This window comes from Flavobacteriaceae bacterium GSB9 (assembly GCA_022749295.1).
In the GTDB taxonomy this organism is placed as follows: domain Bacteria; phylum Bacteroidota; class Bacteroidia; order Flavobacteriales; family Flavobacteriaceae; genus Flavisericum.
The window spans coordinates 3239667-3266059 of record CP062007.1 but is presented as its reverse complement, the minus strand read 5'-3'; the positions used below and the strand labels follow the sequence as shown (position 1 = coordinate 3266059).

The following is a 26393-nucleotide window of genomic DNA, read 5'->3' as shown; positions in this document are numbered from 1 at the left end:
ATATTAAAATGAGCACATTCCAAGATTTAGGTCTTAATGACAATCTATTGCAAGCCATCAACGATTTAGGCTTTGAAACCCCCAGCGAAGTACAACAAAAAGCTATTCCGGTATTATTAAATTCTGAAGACGATTTGGTAGCCTTGGCACAAACCGGAACCGGTAAAACTGCTGCTTTTGGTTTCCCTATGCTTCAAAAAATAGATATCAACAGTCGAACCACGCAAGGTTTAATTTTATCACCAACGCGCGAGCTTTGTTTACAAATAGCCAACGAAATGAAACTTTACGGTAAGTACTGCAGAGGTTTAAACGTTGTTGCTGTTTATGGTGGTTCAAGCATTACGGAACAGGCCCGCGAAATAAAACGCGGTGCACAGATTATTGTGGCTACCCCTGGAAGAATGAAGGATATGATTAGCCGCCGTTTGGTTGACATCACAAAAATTGAATATTCTGTTTTAGATGAAGCCGACGAAATGCTGAACATGGGCTTTAAAGAAGATATCACTGATATTTTATCGTATACTCCCGAAGATAAAAGCACATGGTTATTTTCGGCCACTATGCCTAAAGAAGTGGCGGCGATTGCCAAAAATTTTATGCATAAACCCAACGAAATAACCGTTGGAAACAAAAATGAAAGTACCACAAATGTTTCGCACGAATACTATTTGGTAAATGCCAGAGACCGTTACCAAGCCTTAAAACGATTGGCCGATGCCAATCCCGATATTTTTTCGGTTGTATTTTGTAGAACCAAACGCGACACCCAAAAAGTAGCCGAAAAACTCATTGAAGATGGTTACAACGCAGGTGCATTACACGGCGACCTTAGTCAAAACCAACGTGATTTGGTGATGAACGCCTTCCGTAAAAAACAAATACAAATGTTGGTGGCTACCGATGTAGCTGCCCGCGGTATTGATGTTGATGATGTAACCCACGTAATAAACTATCAATTGCCAGACGAGATTGAAACCTATACCCACCGTTCTGGTCGTACGGGCCGTGCAGGAAAAACAGGCGTTTCTATGGTTATTGTTTCAAAAAGTGAGGTTCGAAAAATAAAAAGTATAGAGCGCATTATTAAACGTCAGTTTGAGAAAAAAGACATCCCCAACGGCATGGAAATTTGTGAAGTACAACTCATGTCGCTCGCTAACAAAATCCACAATACTGAAATAAACCACGAAATAGACAAATATTTGTCCAGTATCAACGAATTGTTTGAAGACACGTCTAAAGATGAATTAATCAAAAAGCTATTCTCGGTAGAGTTTACGCGATTCTTCAACTATTACAATAAGGCCAAGGATTTAAATATTTCGGCAAGCACCAGCGATAGCGAACGCCAAGATGCTAAAAATGATTCAACTCGATATTTTATTAATGTTGGCGGAAAAGACGGTTTCGATTGGATGTCGCTAAAAGACTTTTTAAAAGAGCAACTTGATTTAGGACGCGACGATGTTTTTAAAGTAGAAACTAAAGATAGTTTTTCGTTTTTCAACACCGAAAACGAACTGAAAGATAAAGTTTTGGCCCACTTTACAGACTTTAAGCACGACGGTCGTTTTGTAAACGTTGAAGTTTCTGAAAACCGAGGCGGCGGTGGCGGAAAACGACGCAATGGAAAAAAAGGAGGAAAACGACGCGGTGGTGAAAAATCGTTTGGAAATAAAAACGGAAAGCGACGCTCTGAAGGCAAATCAAAATCAAGACGCTCAGGCGGCAATGATTTTGCAGTTTCAAGACCACGACGCTCGAGAAGATGAATTAAACCTATTTGTTAATCTTAAGTCAAAAAACAGATAGAAAAGCACTGCAAATATTTTCTTTAGTACTTTTATGCTTAAATTAGCGTTTTACCACATCATGAAGCACTACTTTATACTTTTTGTAATGTTATTGGTTACTACTATAGGTTTGGCTCAGGAGACCGATAAAGTATTGGGTATTGTTATTAATGCTTCCGATGATAAACCATTGGAAAATGTAAATATTGTTAACCTAAACCAAGTTATTGGAACAACTACCAACAGCAAAGGTGAGTTTAAAATTTCTGCAAAAGCCAACGATACACTCCACTTTTCATATTTAGGGTTTAAATCTATAAAAGTGCGCGTAACCAATGATTGGTTAAAGTTTGGGAGCTCTAAAATTGAGTTAACCGAGTTAGCTTTGGCGTTAGAAGAGGTTGTTGTAAACCAATTAAGGTTAACCGGATATTTGGAAGTTGATATTGAGCAAGTGCCGGAACCTAACAAAAATTACAGATATAGCATTTCTGGTTTGGAAGGCACCGGTTATGAAGCCAGCAAAAAATCTGGTTTGACCAAAGTTATTGGTTCTCTTTTCAATCCGGCCGATTTCCTGCACCGTATGTTTGGCAAAAAGCCTAATGAGCTTCGTAAGCTTAAAAAGATGAAAGAGGATGATGAAATCAGGAATTTATTAGCTTCACGTTTTGACCGGGAAATGCTTATGGTGTTGTTAAACGTAAACCGTGTGGATTTAGATGAAATTGTAAGCCAGTGTAATTACTCTGAAGGCTTTATAAAAACGGCCAACGACCTGCAAATACTCGACGCCATTAGTGGATGCTATGAAGAATACAAACTGTTGAGTCGAAACCGAAGCAAAAGGCTTTAAGAATCAAAAATTATATTTATAAGGAATCCTAAACGGGTTCCTTTTTTATTTATTGGAATGTAATGCTACTCTATTACCTTCGGTATCTATAAAAGCTGCCATAAAACCATGTTCAGGAGAAATTTGTGTTTTAGGTTGGTAAATTTTTCCACCAGCGGCTACAATGCGGTCCAACTCAATCTGCACATCGTCACTCATAAAATAAACCAAAGTGCCTTCTTGGCTAGGAATGTAGCTTTCTTGTTTTATCAGTGTTCCGGCAGCACCTTCCTTACCCTCACTAAACGGGAACCACCCCATAAGCATCCCACCAAAATCGTGTATATCGATTTTAACCTTAAAAACGGTTTCGTAAAATGCTTTGGCCCGATCCATGTCGCTCACTGGAATCTCGAACCAACCTACCATATTGTGTTTCATTTTGAATGTTTTTTAGTTGAAGAATAAAATACGAATTATTGTTGGCTTTTATACCTTTCTACAATCTCTTCATAACTCTTAATTGTCTTTTTGCACCAATCCAAACGTTTTTCAAGTAGTTCACTTTCGGTTAATTGCCATTTAATATTGGTCTGTTTTAGTTTTGTGGTAACATGCTGTAAAATAATAGCTGCCGAAACCGAAATGTTCAAACTTTCAGTAAATCCAACCATAGGTATTTTTAGAAAGCAGTCAGCTTCATCCAAAACGTCCTGCGATAAGCCTTCAGTTTCACGTCCAAAGAAAAAGCAGGACTTTTTGGTCACGTCAAATTCGTGCAACACACAATCGTTGGTGTGCGGCGTAGTAGCGACTATTTGATAGCCTTTTTTCTTTAAATCGGTCATACAACTTTTTACGGAATGGTACCGATTTAAATCCACCCATTTTTGCGCGCCCATGGCTATTTCTCTATCTATACGTTTCGTATTTTGTTCTTCTATAATATTGACTTCCTGAATGCCAAACACATCACAACTTCGAATAACAGCACTAGTATTGTGCAGTTGGTAAACATCTTCGGTAGCCACTGTAAAATGCTTGGTGCGCTGCGATAAAACTTGTCTAAAGCGTTCGCGCCTGCTATCTGTTAAATAGCCTTCAAGGTAATCGATGAGTTTTATATCTGTCATATTTTGGTTAAATTTCCAATTTAATAAAAAAGTGTGGATTCCTGCCTTCGCAGGAATGACAAATAAAACATCTACGTTTATGAAACACCTCGTTGTACTTACAGGCGCAGGTATGAGTGCCGAAAGCGGCATTAAAACCTTTAGGGATGCTGATGGCTTATGGGAAGGCCACGATGTTATGGAAGTTGCTACCCCACAGGGATTTGCTGCTAATCCTGAATTGGTTTTAGACTTTTACAACCAACGCCGAAGGCAACTTTTTGAAGTTGAACCCAACCAAGCACATGTCGATTTAGCTTCGCTTGAAAAGCAATACAAGGTTAGTATTATTACCCAAAACGTAGACGATTTGCACGAACGTGCCGGAAGTAGTGCGGTAACCCACTTACATGGCGAGCTTTTAAAAGTACGCAGCACGTTTGATGACACCGATATACAAGAATGGAAAACCGATTTACTATTGGGCGATTTCTGTAAAAAGGGCTACCAATTGCGACCGCATATTGTATGGTTTGGAGAAGACGTCCCCATGATTGAAACAGCGGTTGATATTTGCGAAACTGCAGATATATTGGCAATTATCGGCACCTCAATGCAAGTTTACCCTGCAGCAGGATTGATGCACTACGTGCCACAGAATACACCCACCTATTTTATAGACCCTAAACCTAATATTAATAGCCATAAAAACTTAACTGTTATTGCTGAGAGTGCTACTGTTGGGGTTAGACAGATGATGGGTTTGATTTGATAGATGGTTTTTGAAAGATTCGCTTAACGGTGTGTATAAGGTTTGTTACGTGAAAATCCGAAGCAATAAATTTTATACGATGTTATGCTACGTTATTTTTCTCTATTTACTAGTGATTCAATTACTAATTCAATTAGTAGGTTCCTTTGTTTATTTAAGGTAGACCATTGTTCTTTACTCCAAGATTCCTCATGTTGCTTATATATTCCGTGGGCTAGTATGTGTCTCATGTCATTTAATTTAGAGTTTCTAAACTTGCCATTTAGATTCTTAATTGTGGTCTTTATTTTTTCTCTAACTTTTTTGTTATCATTTCCAGGCGCATAATCTTGTTTAAGCATTGAATCTAAACTTTTAATTATATCAGAGTTTCCTTTTTGATTGTGCCAAAAACCTTCAATAAAAGAGTAAAGGCATAGCAATTCAAGTAAGACATCATCTATTTCAGTTATCTTGTAAATTTCGTTCAAAGCTGAAAACTTTTTGTTTGAATTGCTTAATATTTTGAAGTACTCTATGACCTTGTTAAATGTCTCCGAGTTTATTTCGTTTTTAGAAACTGTTCTTACATTTTTAAAACTATTCCAAGTAGGCTTTGTTGTTATTAAATTAGGGATAAGTTCAGCGGTATTAGAAATTAAAGTTGGTTGATAATATACAAGTTTTAGGCACAATCTGAACAAATAGTTAAAATCGTTTGCTTCTTCATTGTTATACCCGTTTAATGTTATCACATATATTGAGTTCGTTGGAAGAGGATTATTGCTTAAATAAAGCATGCCATCTTTAATTATTTTATTATGAATCCAATCATGAAATGGCTCAGCTATTTTCTTTGAGTTAGGATAATTTGTCACCAGTAACTCAATTTTTTTTCCACTGAATTCAATAGTTTTTTTAAAGTCTACACCAGAAAACTTAATGTTATCAATTAACCAGCATCCATATCAAATAATATCATTTTTCATAATGGAGCTTAACTTTAAGGATATACGTCTGTTTTAATAACTTATTTCCGGCGTTAAGCGAAGGTAGCTGAAATTTTTTACAAAATCAAGGTTTATTCTTTTCTTCAATCCACTTACTCATGTACTTAGTGCTTTGCAAGGTATGGTGCTGTAGCATTTGTCCTGTAAAGTTGTGGAGTCGTTTATCGTGGAGTTGTTTAGCTGTGTCAAAAATAGCGCTTAAAAGCTTTTTTTGATGTTCGTTTTTATCAAATCGGGCATTTATAATCTTAAAGCCATTTTCCTGTATATTAACCCAAAGTGCTTCGTTTTGATGTAATTCAACGGCTTTTTGTGCAAATTCTTCTGGAATATCTTCAATAAACCCATTGGGAGCTAGATCGCCAAACATGCCTTCTGCTCCAATACTTGTCGTAACAATTGGCGTGCCGTTTAGCATAGCTTCAACCAGCTTGCCTTTTAATCCGGCACCAAAACGTATTGGAGCCAAACAAGCTCTTGCCATTTTCATAACCTCGTTTACATCTTCAACAAAACCCTTTATTAAAAAACCTTCTTTTTCGTTATGCAGCTGGTTCACTTTTTGTGAGGCATAAGCTCCATAAACATGCATTTCGGCTTTAGGAAGTTGGTTTTTTATCAATGGCCAAATGGTTTGCTTCAAATACAGAACGGCATTATAGTTCGGTTCATGCAGAAAATTCCCAATAGTCACAAAGTGATTTCTTTGGTTGAATTTTGGAAGATTTTTAATTTGCTCTTCAGAAACGCTTTCCAACATAAAAGGCAAGTACAACAATAAATCGGCATCGATTTTAAAATCGGTTTTAAGCAGTTCCATTTCAGCTTCCGAAATAATCAAACTCAAATCGCAACGGTAAATACTAGCTATTTCGCGCTTTGCAGTATCGTTGTACAAATAAGTTTTATCGAAAGCCCTTCCTCCTTTAAAAGCCTGTTGGCGACCTTTTCGCAAACTATGCAAATCTTCGGTGTCTAAAATCTTAAGAGCATTGGGGCATTGCTCGGTAACGCGCCACCCAAATTGCTCTTCAACCATAAACCTATCAAAAAGGACGACATCAGGATTCAATTCCTTTATAAAAACATCAAAAGTTGAAGCATTTAAATCAATTGAAGTCTGATGCACACCAATGGTCTTTAAATCAAAAGCATTATCACTTTTTGCACAGGCACTGGCAAAGGTTATTTGATAGTTTAGCCCTCTAAAAAAGTGTATAAGCTGCATCATTCGGCTTCCGGCAGCCGAACTTTTAGGCTCGGGCCAAACAAAGCCAATGATTAACAGTGTTTTATTATTAATTTTTGTCAAGTTTAAATTCAAAAAAAATCCAAATTACATAGCATAACCACTAAAGGAATTTGGAAAATAAATGACTGTATTAGATCTTATTGTGGCTCAGAAGCTATGCTATACTTTAATCTAACCAATTTAGCCCAATTTATCACCGATTCTATTTGGGCATCTGTTAAATTAGCTTCACTATGCGTCCAAGTGTATGAAGGCAGTGGCATTTCTTTTTCTTCAACCATTTCAATGAGCTCCTCAAATTTATGGTCTTTTCTTTTAATGGAGTTATCAACCCAATTCGACACATTAAAATGTTTTTTACCATCTTTAACATGCGCAGCCAACCAATAGTTTACTGGCGTTATATTGTTATACCAAGGGTAATGTGTAACATCGCTGTGGCAGTCGTAACAGGTTTCTTTCAAGATTTGTTTGACGTCTTCTGGCGGATTGGTTTCAGTCAAAAACGGCTCAACTGAACTTAAATCTCCCTGATTTTTTTCAGGACCAAAAAATTGAGCGACCACCAATAGCACCAACAAGGCTAATAGTATTTTCTTTATTATCTTCATTTATAATAATTTTAATTTTCTATAAAAATAACAAAATCGTTTTGACTACAGCCCAACTTTACGAGGAATTAAACTATGTAGACCATTCGCGCGAAAAGCGTTTGTTTTATGCCAATTTGATTCTTGCAAACCCAACGTTAATACCAAAACTTTTGGAGGTACTTTTTATGGTTGACGACAAAACATCTGCCCGTGCCGCCTGGGTTTTGGAGTTTTTATGCAATGAAAACATTGAAATTATAATTCCGTATTTAGACACCTTTACTGCAAACATAGGCAAGGTTCATATCGATTCTGCCGTGCGCCCAGTGGCTAAAATATGTGAACTTCTGGCCAAAGCTTATACCTCAAAATCAGAAAACAACATCAAGAAAAAGATAACATCAGCCCACAAAGAGCGTATTATTGAAACCTGTTTCGATTATATGATAAACGACCAAAAAATAGCACCCAAAGCCTACTCTATGAACACTTTATTTCTGTTGGGCAAAGCATACGATTGGGTACACCCAGAATTAGCTCTTATATTAGAACGCGATTTCCAGATGCAAAGTTCAGGGTTTAAAGCCAGAGCAAGGCATATTTTAAAAAATCTAAAGAAAAACAAATAGCAAAAACTTCAAGTTAGGTACTTCCTGCTTCCGTCTAAAAAAACTATCTTTGCAGTCTTAAAATTCAAACCAAATATGTCATTATCACCACTCAACGCTATCTCACCTATTGATGGGAGATATAGAAGTAAAGTTAGCGAACTAGCACCGTATTTTTCTGAAGCAGCCTTAATTAAATACCGTGTTTTAGTTGAAATAGAATATTTTATCGCTTTATGTGAAATTCCGCTGCCACAACTTGAGTCGGTTGACCATTCAATCTTTGATAGCTTAAGGGACATCTACAAAAACTTCACTGAAGATGATGCACAAGCCATTAAAAAAATTGAAAGTGTAACCAACCACGACGTTAAGGCCGTTGAGTACTTTATAAAAGAAAAGTTTGATGCCTTAAACCTATCAAAGTTCAAGGAGTTTATCCATTTTGGATTGACTTCTCAAGACATTAACAATACCGCTATTCCTTTAAGTATTAAGGAAGCGATGAACGACGTTTATGTACCGGAATACTTATTGGTTTTAAACCGATTAAAGGAACTTTCAAAGGAATGGGCTTCGGTATCAATGTTGGCCAGAACCCATGGTCAACCTGCTTCTCCAACCCGCTTGGGGAAAGAAATTGAAGTTTTTGTAGCGCGTCTTAACGAGCAATTTAACTTATTGAACGACATCCCAAGTGCTGCAAAATTTGGTGGGGCTACCGGTAATTTTAATGCACACAACGTAGCATACCCAAATATTAATTGGAAAGCCTTCGGAACTAAATTTGTACAGGAAAAATTGGGCTTGCAACATTCCTTTCCAACTACACAAATTGAGCATTATGACCACATGGCTGCTTTGTACGACACGTTAAAACGAATCAACACCATTATTATTGATTTAGACAGAGATATATGGACTTATGTATCGATGGATTACTTTAAACAAAAAATCAAGAAAGGTGAAGTAGGAAGTTCGGCTATGCCCCATAAAGTAAACCCTATTGATTTTGAAAACTCCGAAGGAAATTTAGGCATTGCGAACGCTGTTTTTGAACACCTTTCTGCTAAATTGCCTATCTCAAGATTACAACGTGACTTAACAGACAGTACTGTTTTAAGAAATGTAGGCGTTCCTTTTGGCCATACCATTATAGGGTTTAAATCTACTTTAAAAGGTTTAAATAAATTATTATTGAACGAGAGCAAGTTTGCTGAAGATTTAGAAAATAATTGGGCCGTTGTTGCCGAAGCCATCCAAACCATTTTACGAAGAGAAGGTTACCATAACCCTTACGAGGCTTTAAAAGGTTTAACACGAACCAATTCTAAAATAAACCAAGAGTCTATTTCAAATTTTATTGATACCTTAGAGGTGTCAAGCACAATAAAAGACGAATTAAAACGTATTACACCTAGTAATTACACTGGAATTTAATCTATGTTAAGCGACAAACAATCTTTAATTTTAACAGGACTTATGGCCGCAGGTATTTTTGTTTTCGGCATATTAAACCTACTGGATAATTTTGTCGTTTTAACACTGATGACCATTTCTTTTTTTGCGATTATTTTAAATCTACTATATTCAAATTTTAAATCAGAACGAGATACTCAAAATCAAAAAGACAACGTTTCAAAATAAGCAGCCAATAAAATAGTTTCCTGTAATTAAGATAGATTTTTTAAAAATACATAATAAAAAAATCCAGCTCTGTCGGCTGGATTTTTCATTGTTAGTATTCTGTATAACTCCTAAGCATTCTGCTTCTTTATTAAGTTAAGCGCAGAGCCCTCTTTGTACCAAGCAATTTGAGCATTGTTATAAGTATGGTTCAGTTTAATTGTGTCTTTCGAACCATCATCATGAACAACTTCTAAGGTTAATTGCTTGTCTGGAGCAAATTGATCTAAATCAAGAAAATTGAACGTATCGTTTTCTTGAATTAAATCGTAATCGTTTTCATTATCGAAAGTCAAACCTAACATTCCTTGTTTTTTAAGGTTGGTTTCATGTATTCTTGCAAACGATTTTACAATTACAGCAGCAACACCTAAATGCCTTGGCTGCATGGCGGCATGCTCACGCGAAGATCCCTCTCCGTAGTTATGGTCGCCAACCACGACAGACTTAATTCCAGCTCTTTTGTACTCACGCTGCACATCTGGCACTCCGCCGTACTCTCCTGTTAATTGGTTTTTTACAAAGTTAGTTTTTTGGTTGAAGGCATTAACAGCACCAATTAATGTATTGTTGGCTATATTATCCAAATGCCCTCTATAACGTAACCACGGACCTGCCATAGAGATATGGTCGGTAGTACATTTACCAAAGGCTTTAATTAATAATTTGGCACCTGTAATAGAATCTCCTAGCGGTTCAAATGGCGTTAACAGCTGCAAACGTTCTGAGTCTTCTTTAACTACCACTTGAACATGGCTTCCGTCTTTTTCTGGTGCTAAATAACCATTATCTTTTACCTCAAAACCTTTTGGAGGCAATTCCCATCCTGTTGGCTCATCCAACATAACTTCCTCTCCATCTTCATTGATTAATTTATCTTTAAGTGGATTGAAATCCAATCGGCCAGCAATAGCAATAGCTGCTGTTAATTCTGGCGATGCCACAAAAGCATGGGTATTGGGGTTACCATCGGCACGTTTAGCAAAGTTTCTATTAAACGAATGTACTATACTGTTTTTTGGAGCATTTTTAGGGTCTTTATATCTAGCCCATTGCCCAATGCATGGTCCGCAGGCATTGGTAAAAATTTTGGCATCCAGTTTTTCGAAAACTTGCAAAATACCATCACGCTCAGCAGTATAACGTACTTGTTCTGAACCTGGATTAATTCCAAATTCTGCTTTGGTTTTCAGTTTTTTATCTAGGGCTTGTTGTGCAATGGATGATGCTCTCGATAAATCTTCGTACGATGAGTTTGTACATGATCCTATCAAGCCCCACTCTACTTTTATTGGCCAATCGTTTTCTTTTGCTTTTTCAGACATGGCCGAACCGACTTCAGTTGATAAATCTGGCGTAAATGGCCCATTTAATAGTGGTCCCAATTCCGAAAGGTTAATTTCAATAACTTGATCAAAATATTGTTCTGGATTAGCGTAAACCTCGGGGTCTGCAGTTAAGTGCTCTTTAACAGTGTTTGCTGCATCAGCAACATCTTCTCTATCTGTTGAACGCAAGTAGCGCTCCATAGATTCATCATAACCAAAAGTTGAAGTAGTAGCACCGATTTCGGCTCCCATATTACAAATGGTTCCCTTCCCTGTACAAGACATTGAGGTTGCCCCTGGGCCAAAATATTCAACAATGGCTCCTGTTCCTCCTTTTACCGTAAGTATTTCGGCTACTTTTAAAATCACATCTTTTGGAGCTGTCCAACCCGAAAGTTTTCCAGTTAATTTCACCCCAATCAATTTTGGGAATTTAAGCTCCCAAGCCATTCCGGCCATCACATCAACAGCATCAGCTCCTCCAACACCAATAGCTACCATTCCTAACCCTCCAGCATTAACGGTATGCGAATCGGTACCAATCATCATGCCTCCGGGGAATGCATAGTTTTCCAAAACCACTTGATGTATAATACCTGCTCCTGGTTTCCAGAAACCAATACCGTATTTGTTAGAAACCGATTCCAAGAATTTAAAAACTTCGCTACTTACATCATTAGCGTGCCTTAAATCGGTTGCTGCCCCTTCTTTAGCTTGTATTAAGTGATCGCAATGTACTGTTGTTGGCACCGCTACCTTATCTTTACCAGCTTGCATAAATTGCAATAAGGCCATCTGTGCCGTGGCATCTTGACAAGCAATTCTGTCTGGTGAAAAATCTACATAATCTTTCCCTCTTACATAGGCCTCGGTTGGTTCTCCATCCCAAAGATGGGAATATAAAATCTTTTCAGATAGTGTTAATGGTTTACCCACAATATCCCTTGCTTTGTTTACACGTTCGCCCATTTTAGAGTAAACACCTTTTATCATATCAATGTCAAATGCCATATGTATATTCAATTTATTTTAAACGTTAAACTTTTCCTTTTGTCATTCATCACTAAAATACTAAAAATATCAGTTATAGGAAACATAAAAGCCCAAATCTGGCGATTTGGGCTTTTAATTTATAATTAGTTTAATATAATTAAGCGTTTATTAACTGCTTTTGTGACGGTTTAAACTTGGTTAACACAATACCATCTACGGCAGCCTCATATTCTTCCATAGTAGGCGTACGGCCCAAAATAGTTGACAATACAACAACTGGAGTTGAAGACAACAACGATTCGCCTTTTTTCTCGCCAGAGTCTTTTACGACCCTACCTTGGAACAAACGTGTTGACGTTGCCATTACCGTATCGCCCGGTTCTGCCTTTTCTTGGTTCCCCATACAAAGGTTACAGCCTGGACGCTCTAAATAAAGCATATTTTCATATTTAGTACGAGCGGTATCTTTTGGCGCTTCATCATCAAACTCAAAGCCAGAATACTTTTGTAATACTTCCCAGTCGCCTTCTTCTTTTAATTCATCTACAATGTTATAAGTTGGAGGAGCAACCACTAATGGTGCATTAAACTCCACTTTACCATTTTGCGCTTCAATATTCTTAAGCATTTGCGCTAAAATCTGCATATCGCCTTTGTGCACCATGCAAGACCCGACAAATCCAAGGTCTACTTTCTTTGTTCCTCCATAAAACGATAATGGGCGAATAGTGTCATGTGTGTAACGTTTAGAAACATCTTCGTTGTTTACATCTGGATCTGCAATCATTGGTTCTGCGATTTGATCTAAATCAATAACTACATCGGCATAATACTTAGCACTTGCATCTGGTTTTAATGTTGGGTTAATTCCCGTTTTAATTTCTTGGATGCGGGTGTTTGCCTTATCAACCAGCCCTTGAAGTACTTGCTTATCATTGTCCATACCTTTGTCAATCATGATCTGGATACGACCTTTTGCAATCTCCAATGATTCAATCAAAGTCTCATCTTCTGAAATACAGATAGAAGCTTTCGCTTTCATCTCAGCTGTCCAATCAGTAAAAGTAAAGGCTTGATCTGATGTTAAAGTCCCAATATGCACCTCAATAACTCTTCCTTGGAAAACATTCTCACCACCAAACTGCTTTAACATTTGCTGTTGTGTAGCATGAACCACATCGCGGAAATCCATGAAACTGCGCATTTCGCCTTTGAATGTTACTTTAACCGACTCTGGGATTGGCATTGAGGCTTCACCAGTTGCCAAAGCAAGCGCAACCGTACCAGAATCGGCACCAAATGCCACACCTTTAGACATCCGTGTGTGGGAATCTCCACCGATAATGATATCCCAATCACTAACTGTAATATCGTTTAACACTTTATGTATTACATCGGTCAATGCCGGATAAACACCTTTAGGATCACGGGCAGTAATCAACCCGAAGTCGTTCATAAACTTCATCAACTTTGGAATGTTGGCTTTAGATTTATCGTCCCAAACTGAAGCGGTATGGCAACCCGATTGGTAAGCACCATCTACAATTGGAGAAATAACAGTTGCCGCCATAGCCTCTAACTCTTGAGACGTCATCAAACCTGTAGTATCTTGAGACCCTACAATATTAACTTCTACTCGAACATCAGAACCAGCATGTAATGTTTTACCTGGTGTAGTTCCAACAGCATTTTTATTGAAGATTTTTTCAACGGCTGTTAGTCCTTGTCCCTCTATTGAAATTTCTTTAGAAGGCGCATAAACCGTTGGTATTTCAACCCCTAAAATTCCGGCTGCGATGGTTTGTAATTTTTTACCAAAAACAACAGCATACGAACCTCCAGCTTTAATAAACTCCATTTTTTGTGGCGTTAGTGCTGCTGAAATATCTTTTAACTCTTGGTCGCCATTATATAATTTCTTTTCCTTGGTATTAATGGTTAAAACAGTACCTGTTTCAACTGAATATTTTTGCTCTAATACCGGATCTCCGTTTTCATCAATAATGGTATTTCCTTCTGCATCGGATTTCTTTACCCAGTTTTTAAGGTCTATACCTATACCTCCCGTTACACCAACTGTAGTTAAAAAAATTGGTGAAATGCCGTTAGTACCAGCGATGATTGGAGCAATATTAATAAACGGCACATAGGGACTCGCTTGAATACCCGTCCACAATGCTACGTTGTTTACACCCGACATTCTCGATGACCCCACGCCCATGGTTCCTTTTTCAGCGATCAACATCACGCGCTTATCTGGGTGTTGCTCTTTTAATGCAGTCAATTCTTGTTGCATCTGCTTATTGTGCTCAAAAATACACTGTCCGTGCAACTCTCTATCTGAACGTGAGTGCGCATCGGCACCTGGAGACAATAAGTCTGTAGAGATATCACCTGTTCCAGCAATAAAAGTTACAATATCAATTTTTTCTTCTACATCAGGAAGTTTGGTGAAGAACTCAGCTTTAACATAACTTTCCAATAATTCTTTAGCAATGGCATTACCTGCTTTATACGCTTCTTCTAATCGGGCAGTATCTGCTTCATACAAGAACACTTGGGTTTTTAAAACCTCTGCTGCTTGCTTGGAGATAGCTTGATTGTTACCTAAGGCTAAATCTAAAAGCACTTCAATTGAAGGGCCGCCTTTCATATGGGAAAGTAGGTCAAAAGCAAAGCTAGGTGTAATTTCTTCTACAACAGCTTCACCTAGTATAATCTCTTTTAAAAACTTAGCCTTTACGCCTGCAGCCTCTGTGGTTCCTGGTACTACGTTGTAAATAAAAAAATTAAGCGAGTCTTCTCTATGGGCATTTTTTTCGTCTGTAATTTGCTCGATAATTTCAGAAATTAATGCTCCATTCTCTATTGGTTTTGGGTGTAGGCCTTGAGCCTTTCTTTCTTCGATTTCCTTAATGTAATCGTTGTAACTGTTCATATTAGAAGTCTTTTCAATTTTAAAGGCTCTGTAGTAACCACAGCACCTGCATCCAATAAACCGGACACAGATTATTTAGCGGCATGATAAGCCCATTTAATATAATTTTCTTTGTTTTTAGTGTTTTTTAAAGCGTCGCAAAATACTAAAATTAAAACAAAGATTTAAAAATAAACCCCCTAATACACTAGCTAATGATACTAAATTATTATAGTGCCATTACTATTTAAAATGATTTGTTATTTTACAATAAAAAAGAGAAAAAAATGACGATTTATTAAATCAAATTGGTTTCCTTAGAATTAAAACAGACTTTTAATTAATCGTTCTTCGGTAACGCCTTCGGCTTCGGCTTTGTAGTTCTTAATAATTCTATGCCGCAAGATGCTTGGTGCAACAGCCTGAACATCCTCCATATCGGGTGAGAACTTACCGTTAATAGCCGCATGGGTTTTGGCTGCAAGTATTAAATTTTGAGATGCTCTTGGTCCTGCTCCCCAATCGATGTAGGTTTTCACTAATTCTGGGGCTTCATCTGAATTCGGTCTGGTTTTACCCACCATTGCAACGGCATATTCGATGACATTGTCGGGCACTGGAATACGGCGTATTAAATGTTGGAAATCGATAATTTGTTGTGCTGAAAACAATGCATTTACTTTAACTTGGGTATCAGTTGTAGTTGATTTAACCACTTCAACCTCCTCTTTAAAAGAAGGATATTCCAAATTTATGGCAAACATGAAACGATCTAATTGTGCTTCGGGTAACGGATACGTTCCTTCTTGCTCAATTGGGTTTTGTGTTGCCAACACAAAATACGGTAACTCTAATTTATAATGATGACCAGCAACTGTAACGGCTCGTTCTTGCATAGCTTCCAAAAGTGCTGCTTGGGTTTTTGGCGGTGTTCTGTTGATCTCGTCTGCCAGTATTATGTTAGAAAAAATAGGACCTTTTATAAATTTAAAATGACGGTCTTCATCTAAAATTTCACTACCCAAAATATCACTTGGCATGAGATCGGGCGTAAACTGGATACGTTTAAAATCTAGACCTAATGCTTGAGCAATGGTATTCACCATTAGGGTTTTAGCCAAACCAGGAACACCGATTAGCAAAGAATGCCCTCCAGAAAATATAGAAATGAGAATTTGGTTTACAACTTCATCTTGACCAATTATAACTTTGGCTATTTCATCTTTAAGGCTCTTGTATTTTTTAACAAATTGCTCGATAGCAGTGACGTCCGACATACAATTAATTTTTTAACCAGTTATTGGAAAACTCACAATCTCTATATTTTCCACTAATTTTTATGTAGGTATCCATTATTTTTTCCTTTTGCCACTTTTCAATTTCCCTAATTTTCTTTTCCTCTAGTGCCAATTCTTTAATTTTAAGAAAATCACGAGCATAATCGGCCTCATGCTCATCAATTCTATCGGTAACCATCAATATTTTAAACTTAACCTTTCCTGTTCTGTCTTCCTCCTTTAACACCAAACTCACTTCATTATCTTTCAGATTTTGGATTTGGGCATATAACTCAGGATCCATACGGGTTAATTCAAAATTGTAATCTTGTGTAGTTGGATTAATCAATTGCCCACCGTCTGCTCGCGTTTCTTTCTCGTCGCTGGCCTCTCTAGCAGCATCGGCAAACGATATATCACCGTCCACAATACGTTTTCGCACCTTTTCTAAACGCGCTTTGGCATCTTCAACAGCTTCGTCAGATACTTTTGGAGTTAACAGAATATGAGCCACATCGTACTCTTGCCCTCTAATTTTTTCGAGCATGACAATATGGTAGCCATAATCTGTTTTAAAAGGATCGGACACTTCGCCCTCTTGCAAAGAAAAGGCCACATCTCTAAACTCTTTCACCATTTTGGGCTGTTTACGGTTTAAGGTATATTTCCCTCCACGACTGGCCGACCCGGGATCTTCGGAGTACAATACCGCTTTAGAGCGAAAACTAGCTCCATTTTCAACAATATCTGTTTTAAATTGCTTTAAGCGGTCTATAATTTTTTGATTTTCTTCAGCCGAAACTTTAGGCTCTGCCACAATTTGTGCCACTTTAAGTTCGGTACCGAAAGTTGGCCTTTCGTCTTTTGGAATTTTGTTAAAAAACGTTCGAACTTCTTCTGGTGTAATCTCAATTTCGGAAACAATCTTTGCCTGCATTTTTGATGCTAACTGATTGGCCTTATTGATTTCGAACATTTCTTTTCGAAAGGTCTTTTCGTCTTCCATGTTATAGAACTGCAATAGGCGCTCCATTGAGCCGTTGGTTTGCTGCAAAAACTGTTGGATTTGATAATCGACACTTTGTCGTATTTCAGCATCCGAAACAGGTAAACTATCCTGAACGGCATGATGGGCATAGAGCTTTTTTTCCAACATCAATCCAAATAACTGGCAATCGTCTACACCGTCTACCGAGCCGCCCGCCGCTTTTATTTGTTCTCGTTCTTTGGCAACATCAGAATCAAGAACAATATAATCGCCCACAACCGCTGCTACTCCATCCACTTTTTTTCCTGTTTGCACATTAGAAACCGACGTATTGGTTTCGGTAACTGCCACCTCTTTTTCTTCGTCTATAATTTCCTGCGCATTAAAAGCCTGAACCATAAACAAAGTTAAGCTGGTTAATATGAAGTGTTTTAAGTTATTTGTATATTTCAAATTGATTGTTTTTAATAGCATCTTTAGTAATATCTTTTTCTAATTCCCTGATAAGATCCAACTTCCTTTTATTGATCACTATTTGATTTATTGTAGGCTTAACATACTCTAACGGTGCTGTTTCGTTTCGCAAAAGCACGTCGTTAATTTGCATCAAATATACTCCTAATGAATCTTTGAGCTGTATAAAATTAGATTTTTTTAACAATTGATCCTTATTTTCTGTCGTTACCGCTGGTATTTTATTAACGGCTTGGCTCAGTTTTATCCAAACAGAATCTTTAAATGAATATGATTTAAATTGAATTGAAATCGAATCTAAAATACGCTTGTCTTTTTTATTATAACGTTTAAAGCGCGTTTTTACCTCATCATAATTAATCATGTTTTCGTCTACATTAATGTATCTGAATTTAATGAGTTCTTCATTTAATTTAAATATATCTTTGTTAGTATCGTAATATTCTTTGGCTTCATCAATAGTAATTACAGTATCGATACTTCTTTTTACCAAAGCCTCAACATAAGCTTTTGTGTAAAGGTCGTTTTTATATTGCTCCACCAATTTATTGAATGCATGCTGCTGTTCTTCACTTAAATTCAGCATGGCTCCATCCATCAATAGCTGTTGTGTAGCCCAACGGTTAATAAAGTTTTGCACTAAAACGGTACTATCTTCTTTTGAGGCACCTTCGGGCACTAAGTCTTTAATATCATCTGCATACAAATAACTCTCGTTAACTCGGGCCACAGGCTTACGGGGGTCTGTTTTTCTTAAAAAATCGCAAGAAAACAATAATGTAAAGACAGCTATGGCAATAAAATTAATACGCACCTATTGATTGTTGAGTTGTTTTTTCACCTTGGCCAAGACCTCTTTATTGAGCTTTACTGGATACTTTTTGGACAATTCCTTTAACCAATTTTCTTCCTTGTGGTTTTGGTAATCGGCAATCACCAATCCTTTAGACTCTTCAAAGGTTTTTGCCGATTTTGGTAACACGTCTTTTATTTCAACCATAACGAAAGCACCATTGTGTTTGTATATTTTTGAAATTCCCTTTTTAAGCTCCAACGCTTCGGGGAGTGCCTGATGTCCCTCTTCCATGACTCCAGAAGTAAAAATAACCTCAACGTCGTCGTTACCATTTACCAACGATTTTATCTGATCTAAATCCATATTTTTCTTTAACAATTCGCCTACCTTTTTTAAGGTTTTTTGTTTTGAAGAAGAAGCCACTACCGCATCAAGACGTACCGGTGTTATGTATTTGCTTTTGTTAGCTTCGTAATAATTTTCGATGGCTACCGTATCGGTTGAAGCGGCATTCCAAATGGTGCTTTCCATCAACTCAAACAATAACAAACCATCTCGGTACTCGGTAACTATATCGGCATAATCTTGATTTTCGTTTTCTAAATTATCCTCTTGATACTGAATGAGGTTTTGCTTTAAGAAAGCCTCATATTTATCTGAAACCAATTTTTCAAAAGGCATTTTTGGCGTAGTGTTACGCTGTTGGTTTTCTAAATAATTGGCAAAATGTTGATAGGTTAGATGCTTATCACCAATTCTAAGAAGTGGTTTTTCGCCTTTTAAATCTTCAGGTAATTTCCATGTTCTACTGAAATAATCGTCATTTAAAATCGATACAAAATAATTTAATCCTGCTGGAGGATTTTTACTAATTTGATATTTCTCTTTAAGCTTATCAACCAAGGCCTCATCAATTAATTGAGAACGGCTATCGCGCTTTACCTTGCTAACCAGTTCCGGTTTTAAGGTTTCAAAATCTGGAACAGGTTTCTTTTTAATCAATTTTACAATGTGCCATCCAAAATCGGTCTTAAAAGGCTCAGACACGTCTCCCTCCTTTTCTAACTGAAAGGCAACATCTTCAAATTCTTTAGCTCTTAGCTGTCCGCTTGAAAACGGTGCTAAAGCTCCTCCTTTTGCTGCAGAATTTTTATCATCGGAAAACTGCTTGGCCAAATCGCCAAAATCTTCACCCTGCAATACTTTTTTATAGATTTCCTGTATTCTATCTTCAGCCTTATCGGCTAGCGAATCGTTTGGTTTTTCAACTACCATAATGTGTGCCACGGAAACCTCCCCTTTCGATTTGCGTTTATCTAAAACATTAACAATATGGTAACCAAAACGCGTCCTAAACGGCTGTGATATTTCACCTACAGATGTATTAAAAGCAGCACTTTCAAATTTATATACCATTCTAAAACCCGAAAAGTAGCCCAGTTTTTCGCCAAAAACCGTTTGGCCATTGTGTACTTGGGCCCGTACCGTTTCAAAGCCTTCTTTTAATGCCCTTTCGCGTAATTTGAAAATTTTGTTGTAAGCCGCCAAAGTATCTTGTGGGGATGCATTTTGATCTACCTTCACCAAAATATGGCTAGCATTAACATCGTGAGATACACGCTCGTACGCCTCCTCAACCAACGCATTGGTTACTTGGTTATCGGTCATGTATGTTTTGGCCAACTGCTTCTTGTAATTATTAAGCTCTCTTAAATAACTAGCACCTTCATGGAGTCCTTGTACCTTGGCTTCCTTCAACTTTAGCTTATAATTGGTAAAGAGTTTTAGATATTCGTCAACATCCTTTTGGGATTCATCCTTAACCAAATCTAGATTTTTGTTGTAAACCCTAACAAACTCTGATGCATAAACAGGTTCGCCGTCAACTGTAAAAAGCACTTGATCGTCGTTACCGGTCTGTGCATTAACACTATAAAACAATGACGCAAAAAATAACGCAAAAACAACTTTTAATTTCATGAATATTTTCTTTTTCGGATGGTTACAAAAATACTAATATATACCTATTATACAAGTTGTTTTTCTAACGACACAAAATAACAGTTATTGCTTATTTTAAGCTATATTTAACACCTGTTTCAACCAAACTACACATGCGAAAACTGAAATTGATTTGGGATTTTCGAGGACCCAACGGGCACCAAACTGCTTTGCACCACGAAATTCACCTCAAGGAATATATAAAAACCAAAAAACTCAACATTACCTTAACTGGTGCTGAAGCCTTAAACCCGATGCACAGCATAGCCTTTTTGGTGGTTGACGAAAGCCAAATGAAACCCATTCGCGATGCCCTAAAACCACACCGAGGACAGGTTTATGCCACAGGTTAACATTTGGCTCAACAAATTATACTTTATAAAAACTTTCATCAAAACCTGTTTAACACGAACATAACCCTCTATAAAACAGCATATTTACTTCCAAATCACAAGAAATTTCATTAATTTAGTCTAAATATGCAAACAAATGAAAAGTATATCAAAAATTTCAAAAATGACCTTCATTTTTGTCTTATTCAGTTCATTTGTTATTCAAAGCTGTTTAAACAAAAAGACAAATATTAAGGATTATGATTCAAAGTTAGTCTCCTCTTGGAACCAACAAATAATGGAGCTAGCCGTAGCCGAAGACAACCTACTCACCTTGAAAGGAGTGAGAACAGCTGCAATGATGCACACGGCTATGCACGATGCACTCAGTAGCATTGTCCCTAAGTATTCTTCTTACGCTTATAAAGGAGAAATGGCACAAGCCGACCCTATAGCTGCTGCTGCTTACGCTGCATATGAAGTAGCAACCAGCCAATATCCTGACAAAAAAGATATTCTAAAATCTGAACTTAACAAATGGCTAAAGACTGTAACAGATAAAGCTGCAAAAAAAGCTGGAAAGAAAACAGGTAGTAAAGCTGCCCTTTACATAATAAACAAACGCTCAAACGACAAATGGGATGAAGAAGCCGAATACAACTGGCATCCAATGGCTCCTGGTGTTTATGCAGAGTTTAGCGAGCACAGTGGCACTCCAGAAGGCTTTGTGTTTGGTTCGGGCTGGGCAAAAGCAAAACCCTTTCTCCTGCCAAAACAGAATTTTTTTAGGTCTCCCCCTCCTCCTGAAATTAACAGTAATGAATATACCAAAGCATTTAATGAGGTAAAAAAGGTTGGCCGTTTTGAAAGCGCAACAAGGACAAAAGACCAAGCACATTTAGCTATGTGGTGGAAAGATTTTGTTGAAAACTCACACAATCGATTAGCAAGAAACCTTGTAGCCGTTGAACAACTTAATTTATGGGACGCTGCGAAGGTATTTGCCTTAATGAATATGACCATATACGATGCGTATGTCAATGTATTTGATAATAAATTTTACTACAATCATTGGAGGCCTTACACCGCAATAAGATGGGCTGATAATGACGGAAACCCAGACACCGAACTCGATGCCGGATGGAACAATCTACACCAGCACACCTATGCTTTTCCTTCATACCCATCTGCCCATGGAACTGCCAGTACAGCTGCGATGACAGTTCTCGCAAACACTCTAGGTAGAGGAAACACATATAAGTTTACAATGACAACGGAGATGGTAGAGAAAGCTGGTCCTTTTTCGGAAAAAATAAAGATGAACCCTCCCACTCGTTCTTTCAACAGTTTTTCTGAAGCAGGTTTGGAAGCAGCAATGTCTAGAGTCTATCTAGGTATTCATTTTAGGTACGACTCAGAAGAAGGCCATAAATTGGGAACTAAAATTGGCGAATATGCAAGTAAAAATTTTCTTAAACCACTAAAATAAAACTGAAAAATCAAGCATACCTATCATAGTATGGTAACAGCTGTGTTTAATAATAAAACATAATTGCTTTATTGGATTTCGTTTTATATTTAGTAAGTTATGTAAATTAGCCATCTATTTAAGCGACAAATTTTAAACCCCGTCAAATATCCCTGACTTATGAAGAAAATCATTTTCATCGCAATAGCCGTTTTTATTTTTACAAACTGCAAACAAAAACCAAAAACCAAAGAAGTCAAACCTGAAATATCGGTAGCCCAAAAAATAGCCAATGCCCATGGTTTTAAACATTGGAACAAGGTTTCTAAAATTCAATTTACATTTGCTGAAAAACGAAGCTGGATTTGGCACCCTAAAACCAATGCGGTGACCCTAATGACTGAAAACGACACGCTTAACTACAACAGAAAACAAGTAGACAGCACCACTCTAAAAGCCGACCAAGCTTTTATAAACGATAAGTTTTGGCTGCTTATTCCTTTTCAGTTGGTTTGGGACAAAAGTGCCAACATTTCAGCACCTGAAAAAGCTATGGCACCCATTAGCAAAATGCAACTCAATAAAATCACCATCACCTATCCTAATAAAGGCGGTTACACGCCTGGCGATGCATACGATATTTTCTATAACGACAATTACACAATCAAAGAGTGGATTTACAGAAGAGGCAACCAAAAAGAAACTTCCTTAGCCAACACCTTTGAAAATTATCAAAATTTTAACGGCCTAAAAATAGCATTAGACCATAAAAAAGGGAAAAGTGACTGGAACCTAAAAATTTCAGAGGTTTCGGTGATTAAGGAATAGTCTAGCAGAACACTATAAACATCCAACAGCAAACTAAGCAACGTATATACAGTATAAAAACTACTATTCCGCGTATGCGTCTATATATTTTAAAGCGCTTTAACCACTGGTTGAAGCGCTTTTTCGTGTTCTGGCCTACCCTTTAAATTTCGACTTTACATGGCTACCATCACAATACGGCTTGTTACCCGATGAACCGCACCTACAAAACGCCGTGGTCTTATTTTTCATTTCGGTACTACCATCCGCATTAATTACCTTAATTGTACCATGAACCATTAAAGGTCCGTTGCTTAATACTTCCACTTTTGCCTCATTAACCGTAGAAGCCGATTTAACATGAGCATTTATATAATAACTTAACGCACCCGATGGGCACTGTGCTACTTGATTAATTAAATCTTCGGTCTCAGCGCCATCAATGGTTATCCATGGCCTCATATTGGGCCTAAAAACCCTGGGCAACCCTTTAACACAAATACCTGAATGAATACAGGCTTCGGGCTTCCAAACTATAGTAACCTCGCCATTAGTATATTCCTTTGTTCCTTTCATCAAATAAAGTTTTTAATAAATATACGAAATATGCCGCAAATTTTTCTTCCGTTTCCCGTTGGCATTTCTATTTTTATAATTGTTATTTTTGTTAGAAACCGAAAATCAAAAACACCTTGTCCACATATAAAAGCGGTCTGGAGTACGCCTTACAACAAGACCATAAAGACGAATTAAAACACTACCGAAATCAGTTTTACATCCCAAAAGATGCTAACGGCAGCAATTTAATTTACATGACTGGAAATTCGTTGGGCTTACAACCTAAAACCACAAAAGCTTACGTAAACCAAGAACTCGACGATTGGGCCCATTTAGGTGTAGAAGGCCATTTTGCAGCAAAAAACCCGTGGTTATCTTATCATGAGTTTTTAACCGAAAGCATGGCGAAAACTGTAGGGGCCAAGCCCATTGAGGTGGTGGTTATGAACACCCTCACCGCCAACCTGCACTTTTTAATGGTGTCGTTTTATCAACCCACAAAAAAACGGTATAAAATTTTAATTGAAGGTGACGCATTTCCTTCGGATAAGTATGCCGTAGAATCGCAATTGCGCCATCACGGATTTGACCACCACAACGGATTGGTTTTATGGAAACCCCGCGATGGCGAAGAGTTACTCCGTTATGAAGATTTAGAAAATATTTTAGCCAAACAAGGCGACGACATTGCCTTGATTATGATTGGTGGCGTAAATTATTACACTGGCCAGTCTTTCGATTTAAAACGTATTACCCAAATAGGCCATAAATACGGTTGCAAAGTTGGGTTTGATTGTGCCCACGGCGCTGGTAACGTAAAACTTAATTTGCATGAATCCGGAGCCGATTTTGCCGCATGGTGCACCTATAAATATTTAAATTCCGGACCGGGCAGTTTGGCGGGGTGCTTTGTACACGAACGGCATGCCTACAACAAAGCCCTTAACCGATTTACAGGTTGGTGGAGCCACAACAAACAAACCCGGTTTAACATGCGAGGTGAATTTGACCAACTTCCGGGAGCCGAAGGCTGGCAGTTAAGTAACCCGCCTATTTTATCGATGGCCGCCATAAAAGCCTCATTGGACATGTTCAGTGAAGTGGGCATGGAAAAACTCACGAAAAAATCAAAAAAACTAACGGGCTATTTAGAGTTTTTATTGAAACAATTGGGAGAAGACACCATTAAAATTATTACGCCCGAAAACCCAAACGAGCGCGGTTGTCAACTATCTATTCAAGTGAAAAATGCCGATAAATCGCTATATGATCAACTAACAAAGTCTGGAGTTATTAGTGATTGGCGCGAACCCGACGTTATCCGGTGTGCCCCTGTGCCCTTTTATAATTCGTTTGAAGACGTCTACAAATTGGTTGAAAAACTGAAAGCTATTTTAAATGAATAAACAACAAAACATATTGATAATTGGAGCAGGGCTCTGTGGTAGCCTTTTGGCCTTACGTCTAGGCCAGCGCGGGTATAATGTTTCGGTTTACGAAAAACGCTCCGATTTACGTAAAGTGGATATCAGTGCTGGTCGTTCCATTAATCTGGCATTTTCCAATCGCGGCAGTAAAGCCATGAAATTGGTGGGACTAAAAGAGCAGGTTAAAGCCCTTTGTATCCCAATGAACGGACGTATGATTCACGACACGCATGGCAACACGTTCCTCTCAAATTATAGCGGACGTGATTACGAATACATCAATTCTGTTTCCAGGGGCGATTTAAATGCATTGCTTTTGGATGAAGCCGAAAAGCATGACAACGTTAAAATTTATTTCAACCAAAAATGCAAGTCGGTCGATTTCGAAAAAACCACAGCGCTATTTGAAGATTACCACACCAAAAAGCAATTTATTGAAGATGCAGATGTTATTATTGCAGCAGATGGTGCGGGGTCAGCCATGCGAAAGAGTTATTATCTAGGCAAAAAATTCTTATTCAGCTTTTCCCAGGATTATTTAACGCACGGTTACAAAGAACTCAGTATTTTGCCAGATGAAGGTGGTGCTTTCAAAACCTATAAAAATGCCCTTCATATTTGGCCACGAGGCGATTTTATGCTTATTGCATTGCCCAATTTAGATGGCAGCTTTACCGTTACCTTGTTTTTAAGCTATGATGAAGGTGCTTATAATTTTAACAACCTTACCACCGAAAAGGAGGTACTGGAGTTTTTCAGAAAGGAATTTCCAGATGCCTTGGCAATGATGCCTAATTTATTGGACGACTTTTTTAACAACCCCACGTCTCCATTAGGCACCATAAAATGTTCGCCGTGGCATTACAAAGGCAATACCCTTTTAATGGGTGATGCCGCCCATGCCATTGTTCCGTTTTATGGGCAGGGTATGAATGCCTCTTTTGAAGATGTCACTGAATTCGATAAAGTTTTAGAAGAAGGTTTGACCGATTGGGAAACTATTTTTAAAACCTTTGAAAAAAACAGAAAAAAAGACACCGATGCCATTGCCGATTTGGCGATTGATAATTTCCACGAAATGAAAGACCACGTAGCTAATCCCATTTTTCAAGAAAAACGAAAGATAGAAATGGCATTAGAAAAATCATTCCCCTACGAATATTCATCTAAATATTCCATGGTAACCTTTAATGAAAATATAGGCTATCGTGAAGCAATGATAAAAGGAAGAGCACAAGATAAGGCTATTTTAAACCTCCTGTCGGATAAGCAAATTAACCTAAACGGCGATTTAAAAGTAAACCTAGAAAAAATAAAAAAAGAAACACAATCTATTATAGAAGATGATAGAATTGCTGGATTAAAATAACTTAAAAAAAAA

The 26393-nt window shown here is 37.6% G+C and carries 22 protein-coding genes; 10 read left to right on the top strand and 12 right to left on the bottom strand.

All coding sequences use genetic code 11. The features are described 5' to 3' along the window. Window positions 1–8: 8 nt before the first annotated feature. Both GSB9_02916 and GSB9_02915 read left to right on the top strand, forming a co-directional pair. Complete coding sequence (locus GSB9_02916) at window positions 9–1778, top strand: DEAD/DEAH box helicase (protein ID UKM66334.1); 1770 nt, start codon at window positions 9–11, stop codon at window positions 1776–1778. 100 nt (window positions 1779–1878) lie between these two features. Then, window positions 1879–2655: a carboxypeptidase-like regulatory domain-containing protein gene (locus GSB9_02915; GenBank protein ID UKM66333.2), complete on the top strand. Its 777-nt coding sequence runs from the start codon at window positions 1879–1881 to the stop codon at window positions 2653–2655. Between the two features lie 45 nt (window positions 2656–2700). On the opposite strand, the gene GSB9_02914 is transcribed toward GSB9_02915, so the two are convergent. Further along, on the bottom strand, window positions 2701–3075 hold the full coding sequence (locus tag GSB9_02914; protein UKM66332.1) for a VOC family protein: 375 nt from the start codon (window positions 3073–3075) through the stop codon (window positions 2701–2703). Window positions 3076–3110: 35 nt separating this feature from the next. Beyond that, window positions 3111–3767 (bottom strand): RNA methyltransferase, encoded by a 657-nt coding sequence (locus GSB9_02913; protein UKM66331.1) that lies wholly within the window; start codon window positions 3765–3767, stop codon window positions 3111–3113. A 79-nt stretch (window positions 3768–3846) separates the two neighbouring features. Here GSB9_02913 and GSB9_02912 point away from each other — a divergent pair, with 79 nt between their 5' ends. Next, window positions 3847–4518, top strand: coding sequence for an NAD-dependent deacylase (locus GSB9_02912; GenBank protein UKM66330.1), 672 nt, complete (start codon window positions 3847–3849; stop codon window positions 4516–4518). 92 nt (window positions 4519–4610) lie between these two features. Here the strand turns inward: GSB9_02912 and GSB9_02911 are convergent, their stop codons facing one another. From GSB9_02911 to GSB9_02909, 3 genes are all read right to left on the bottom strand, one after another. After that, complete coding sequence (locus tag GSB9_02911) at window positions 4611–5375, bottom strand: hypothetical protein (GenBank protein ID UKM66329.1); 765 nt, start codon at window positions 5373–5375, stop codon at window positions 4611–4613. 196 nt (window positions 5376–5571) lie between these two features. Then, complete coding sequence (locus GSB9_02910; protein UKM66328.2) at window positions 5572–6810, bottom strand: glycosyltransferase family 4 protein; 1239 nt, start codon at window positions 6808–6810, stop codon at window positions 5572–5574. Between the two features lie 86 nt (window positions 6811–6896). Continuing rightward, on the bottom strand, window positions 6897–7370 hold the full coding sequence (locus tag GSB9_02909) for a heme-binding domain-containing protein (GenBank protein UKM66327.1): 474 nt from the start codon (window positions 7368–7370) through the stop codon (window positions 6897–6899). A 41-nt stretch (window positions 7371–7411) separates the two neighbouring features. Between GSB9_02909 and GSB9_02908 the strand changes: the two genes are divergently transcribed. Further along, window positions 7412–7981 carry an adenylosuccinate lyase gene (locus tag GSB9_02908; GenBank protein ID UKM66326.1) on the top strand — a complete coding sequence of 190 codons (570 nt, stop codon included), beginning with the start codon at window positions 7412–7414 and terminating at the stop codon, window positions 7979–7981. A 75-nt stretch (window positions 7982–8056) separates the two neighbouring features. Next, window positions 8057–9400, top strand: a complete 1344-nt coding sequence (gene purB / locus GSB9_02907; protein UKM66325.1) for an adenylosuccinate lyase — start codon at window positions 8057–8059, stop codon at window positions 9398–9400. 317 nt (window positions 9401–9717) lie between these two features. Here the strand turns inward: purB and GSB9_02905 are convergent, their stop codons facing one another. The 6 genes from GSB9_02905 to GSB9_02900 all read right to left on the bottom strand — a co-directional run bounded on the left by GSB9_02905 (window position 9718) and on the right by GSB9_02900 (window position 20399). Next, a complete protein-coding gene (locus GSB9_02905) occupies window positions 9718–11985 on the bottom strand; it encodes an aconitate hydratase (GenBank protein ID UKM66323.1) in 2268 nt (755 codons plus the stop codon). Between the two features lie 139 nt (window positions 11986–12124). Then, window positions 12125–14905: a bifunctional aconitate hydratase 2/2-methylisocitrate dehydratase gene (locus tag GSB9_02904; protein UKM66322.1), complete on the bottom strand. Its 2781-nt coding sequence runs from the start codon at window positions 14903–14905 to the stop codon at window positions 12125–12127. A 302-nt stretch (window positions 14906–15207) separates the two neighbouring features. Beyond that, window positions 15208–16161, bottom strand: a complete 954-nt coding sequence (locus GSB9_02903) for a MoxR family ATPase (protein ID UKM66321.1) — start codon at window positions 16159–16161, stop codon at window positions 15208–15210. Between the two features lie 4 nt (window positions 16162–16165). Next, a complete protein-coding gene (locus GSB9_02902) occupies window positions 16166–17623 on the bottom strand; it encodes a peptidylprolyl isomerase (protein ID UKM66320.1) in 1458 nt (485 codons plus the stop codon). Then, entirely contained in the window at window positions 17586–18437 is an 852-nt protein-coding gene (locus GSB9_02901; GenBank protein UKM66319.1) for a peptidyl-prolyl cis-trans isomerase, read from the bottom strand. Before GSB9_02901 ends, GSB9_02902 begins: the two co-directional genes overlap by 38 nt. Further along, window positions 18438–20399: a peptidylprolyl isomerase gene (locus GSB9_02900; protein ID UKM66318.1), complete on the bottom strand. Its 1962-nt coding sequence runs from the start codon at window positions 20397–20399 to the stop codon at window positions 18438–18440. It abuts the gene before it with no gap. 134 nt (window positions 20400–20533) lie between these two features. Here GSB9_02900 and GSB9_02899 point away from each other — a divergent pair, with 134 nt between their 5' ends. The 3 genes from GSB9_02899 to GSB9_02897 all read left to right on the top strand — a co-directional run bounded on the left by GSB9_02899 (window position 20534) and on the right by GSB9_02897 (window position 23048). Further along, window positions 20534–20773 (top strand): hypothetical protein, encoded by a 240-nt coding sequence (locus tag GSB9_02899; protein UKM66317.1) that lies wholly within the window; start codon window positions 20534–20536, stop codon window positions 20771–20773. A gap of 136 nt (window positions 20774–20909) precedes the next feature. Beyond that, window positions 20910–22241 (top strand): vanadium-dependent haloperoxidase, encoded by a 1332-nt coding sequence (locus GSB9_02898; protein UKM66316.1) that lies wholly within the window; start codon window positions 20910–20912, stop codon window positions 22239–22241. 159 nt (window positions 22242–22400) lie between these two features. Then, entirely contained in the window at window positions 22401–23048 is a 648-nt protein-coding gene (locus tag GSB9_02897) for a hypothetical protein (GenBank protein UKM66315.1), read from the top strand. A 135-nt stretch (window positions 23049–23183) separates the two neighbouring features. Here GSB9_02897 and GSB9_02896 read toward each other — a convergent pair whose 3' ends face one another. After that, on the bottom strand, window positions 23184–23603 hold the full coding sequence (locus tag GSB9_02896; protein UKM66314.1) for a (4Fe-4S)-binding protein: 420 nt from the start codon (window positions 23601–23603) through the stop codon (window positions 23184–23186). Window positions 23604–23719: 116 nt separating this feature from the next. On the opposite strand from GSB9_02896, the gene kynU reads away from it, so the two are divergent. Then, on the top strand, window positions 23720–24991 hold the full coding sequence (gene kynU, locus GSB9_02895; GenBank protein UKM66313.1) for a kynureninase: 1272 nt from the start codon (window positions 23720–23722) through the stop codon (window positions 24989–24991). Beyond that, the gene (locus GSB9_02894; GenBank protein UKM66312.1) at window positions 24984–26381 is read left to right on the top strand and encodes an FAD-dependent monooxygenase; all 1398 of its coding nucleotides are present in this window, start codon (window positions 24984–24986) and stop codon (window positions 26379–26381) included. The genes kynU and GSB9_02894 overlap by 8 nt, the downstream gene beginning before the upstream one ends. Window positions 26382–26393 lie beyond the last annotated feature (12 nt).

Excerpts from the sequence above, each read along its gene's own strand:
- GSB9_02900 (UKM66318.1), bottom strand. The coding sequence starts at position 20,399 with ATGAAATTAAAAGTTGTTTTTGCGTTATTTTTTGCGTCATTGTTTTAT.
- GSB9_02909 (UKM66327.1), bottom strand. The coding sequence starts at position 7,370 with ATGAAGATAATAAAGAAAATACTATTAGCCTTGTTGGTGCTATTGGTG.
- GSB9_02903 (UKM66321.1), bottom strand. The coding sequence starts at position 16,161 with ATGTCGGACGTCACTGCTATCGAGCAATTTGTTAAAAAATACAAGAGC.
- GSB9_02902 (UKM66320.1), bottom strand. The coding sequence starts at position 17,623 with ATGCTATTAAAAACAATCAATTTGAAATATACAAATAACTTAAAACAC.
- GSB9_02904 (UKM66322.1), bottom strand. The coding sequence starts at position 14,905 with ATGAACAGTTACAACGATTACATTAAGGAAATCGAAGAAAGAAAGGCT.
- GSB9_02894 (UKM66312.1), top strand. The coding sequence starts at position 24,984 with ATGAATAAACAACAAAACATATTGATAATTGGAGCAGGGCTCTGTGGT.
- GSB9_02912 (UKM66330.1), top strand. The coding sequence starts at position 3,847 with ATGAAACACCTCGTTGTACTTACAGGCGCAGGTATGAGTGCCGAAAGC.
- GSB9_02898 (UKM66316.1), top strand. The coding sequence starts at position 20,910 with ATGAAAAGTATATCAAAAATTTCAAAAATGACCTTCATTTTTGTCTTA.
- purB (UKM66325.1), top strand. The coding sequence starts at position 8,057 with ATGTCATTATCACCACTCAACGCTATCTCACCTATTGATGGGAGATAT.
- GSB9_02913 (UKM66331.1), bottom strand. The coding sequence starts at position 3,767 with ATGACAGATATAAAACTCATCGATTACCTTGAAGGCTATTTAACAGAT.
- GSB9_02916 (UKM66334.1), top strand. The coding sequence starts at position 9 with ATGAGCACATTCCAAGATTTAGGTCTTAATGACAATCTATTGCAAGCC.
- GSB9_02896 (UKM66314.1), bottom strand. The coding sequence starts at position 23,603 with ATGAAAGGAACAAAGGAATATACTAATGGCGAGGTTACTATAGTTTGG.
- GSB9_02905 (UKM66323.1), bottom strand. The coding sequence starts at position 11,985 with ATGGCATTTGACATTGATATGATAAAAGGTGTTTACTCTAAAATGGGC.
- GSB9_02897 (UKM66315.1), top strand. The coding sequence starts at position 22,401 with ATGAAGAAAATCATTTTCATCGCAATAGCCGTTTTTATTTTTACAAAC.
- GSB9_02899 (UKM66317.1), top strand. The coding sequence starts at position 20,534 with ATGCGAAAACTGAAATTGATTTGGGATTTTCGAGGACCCAACGGGCAC.
- GSB9_02914 (UKM66332.1), bottom strand. The coding sequence starts at position 3,075 with ATGAAACACAATATGGTAGGTTGGTTCGAGATTCCAGTGAGCGACATG.
- GSB9_02915 (UKM66333.2), top strand. The coding sequence starts at position 1,879 with ATGAAGCACTACTTTATACTTTTTGTAATGTTATTGGTTACTACTATA.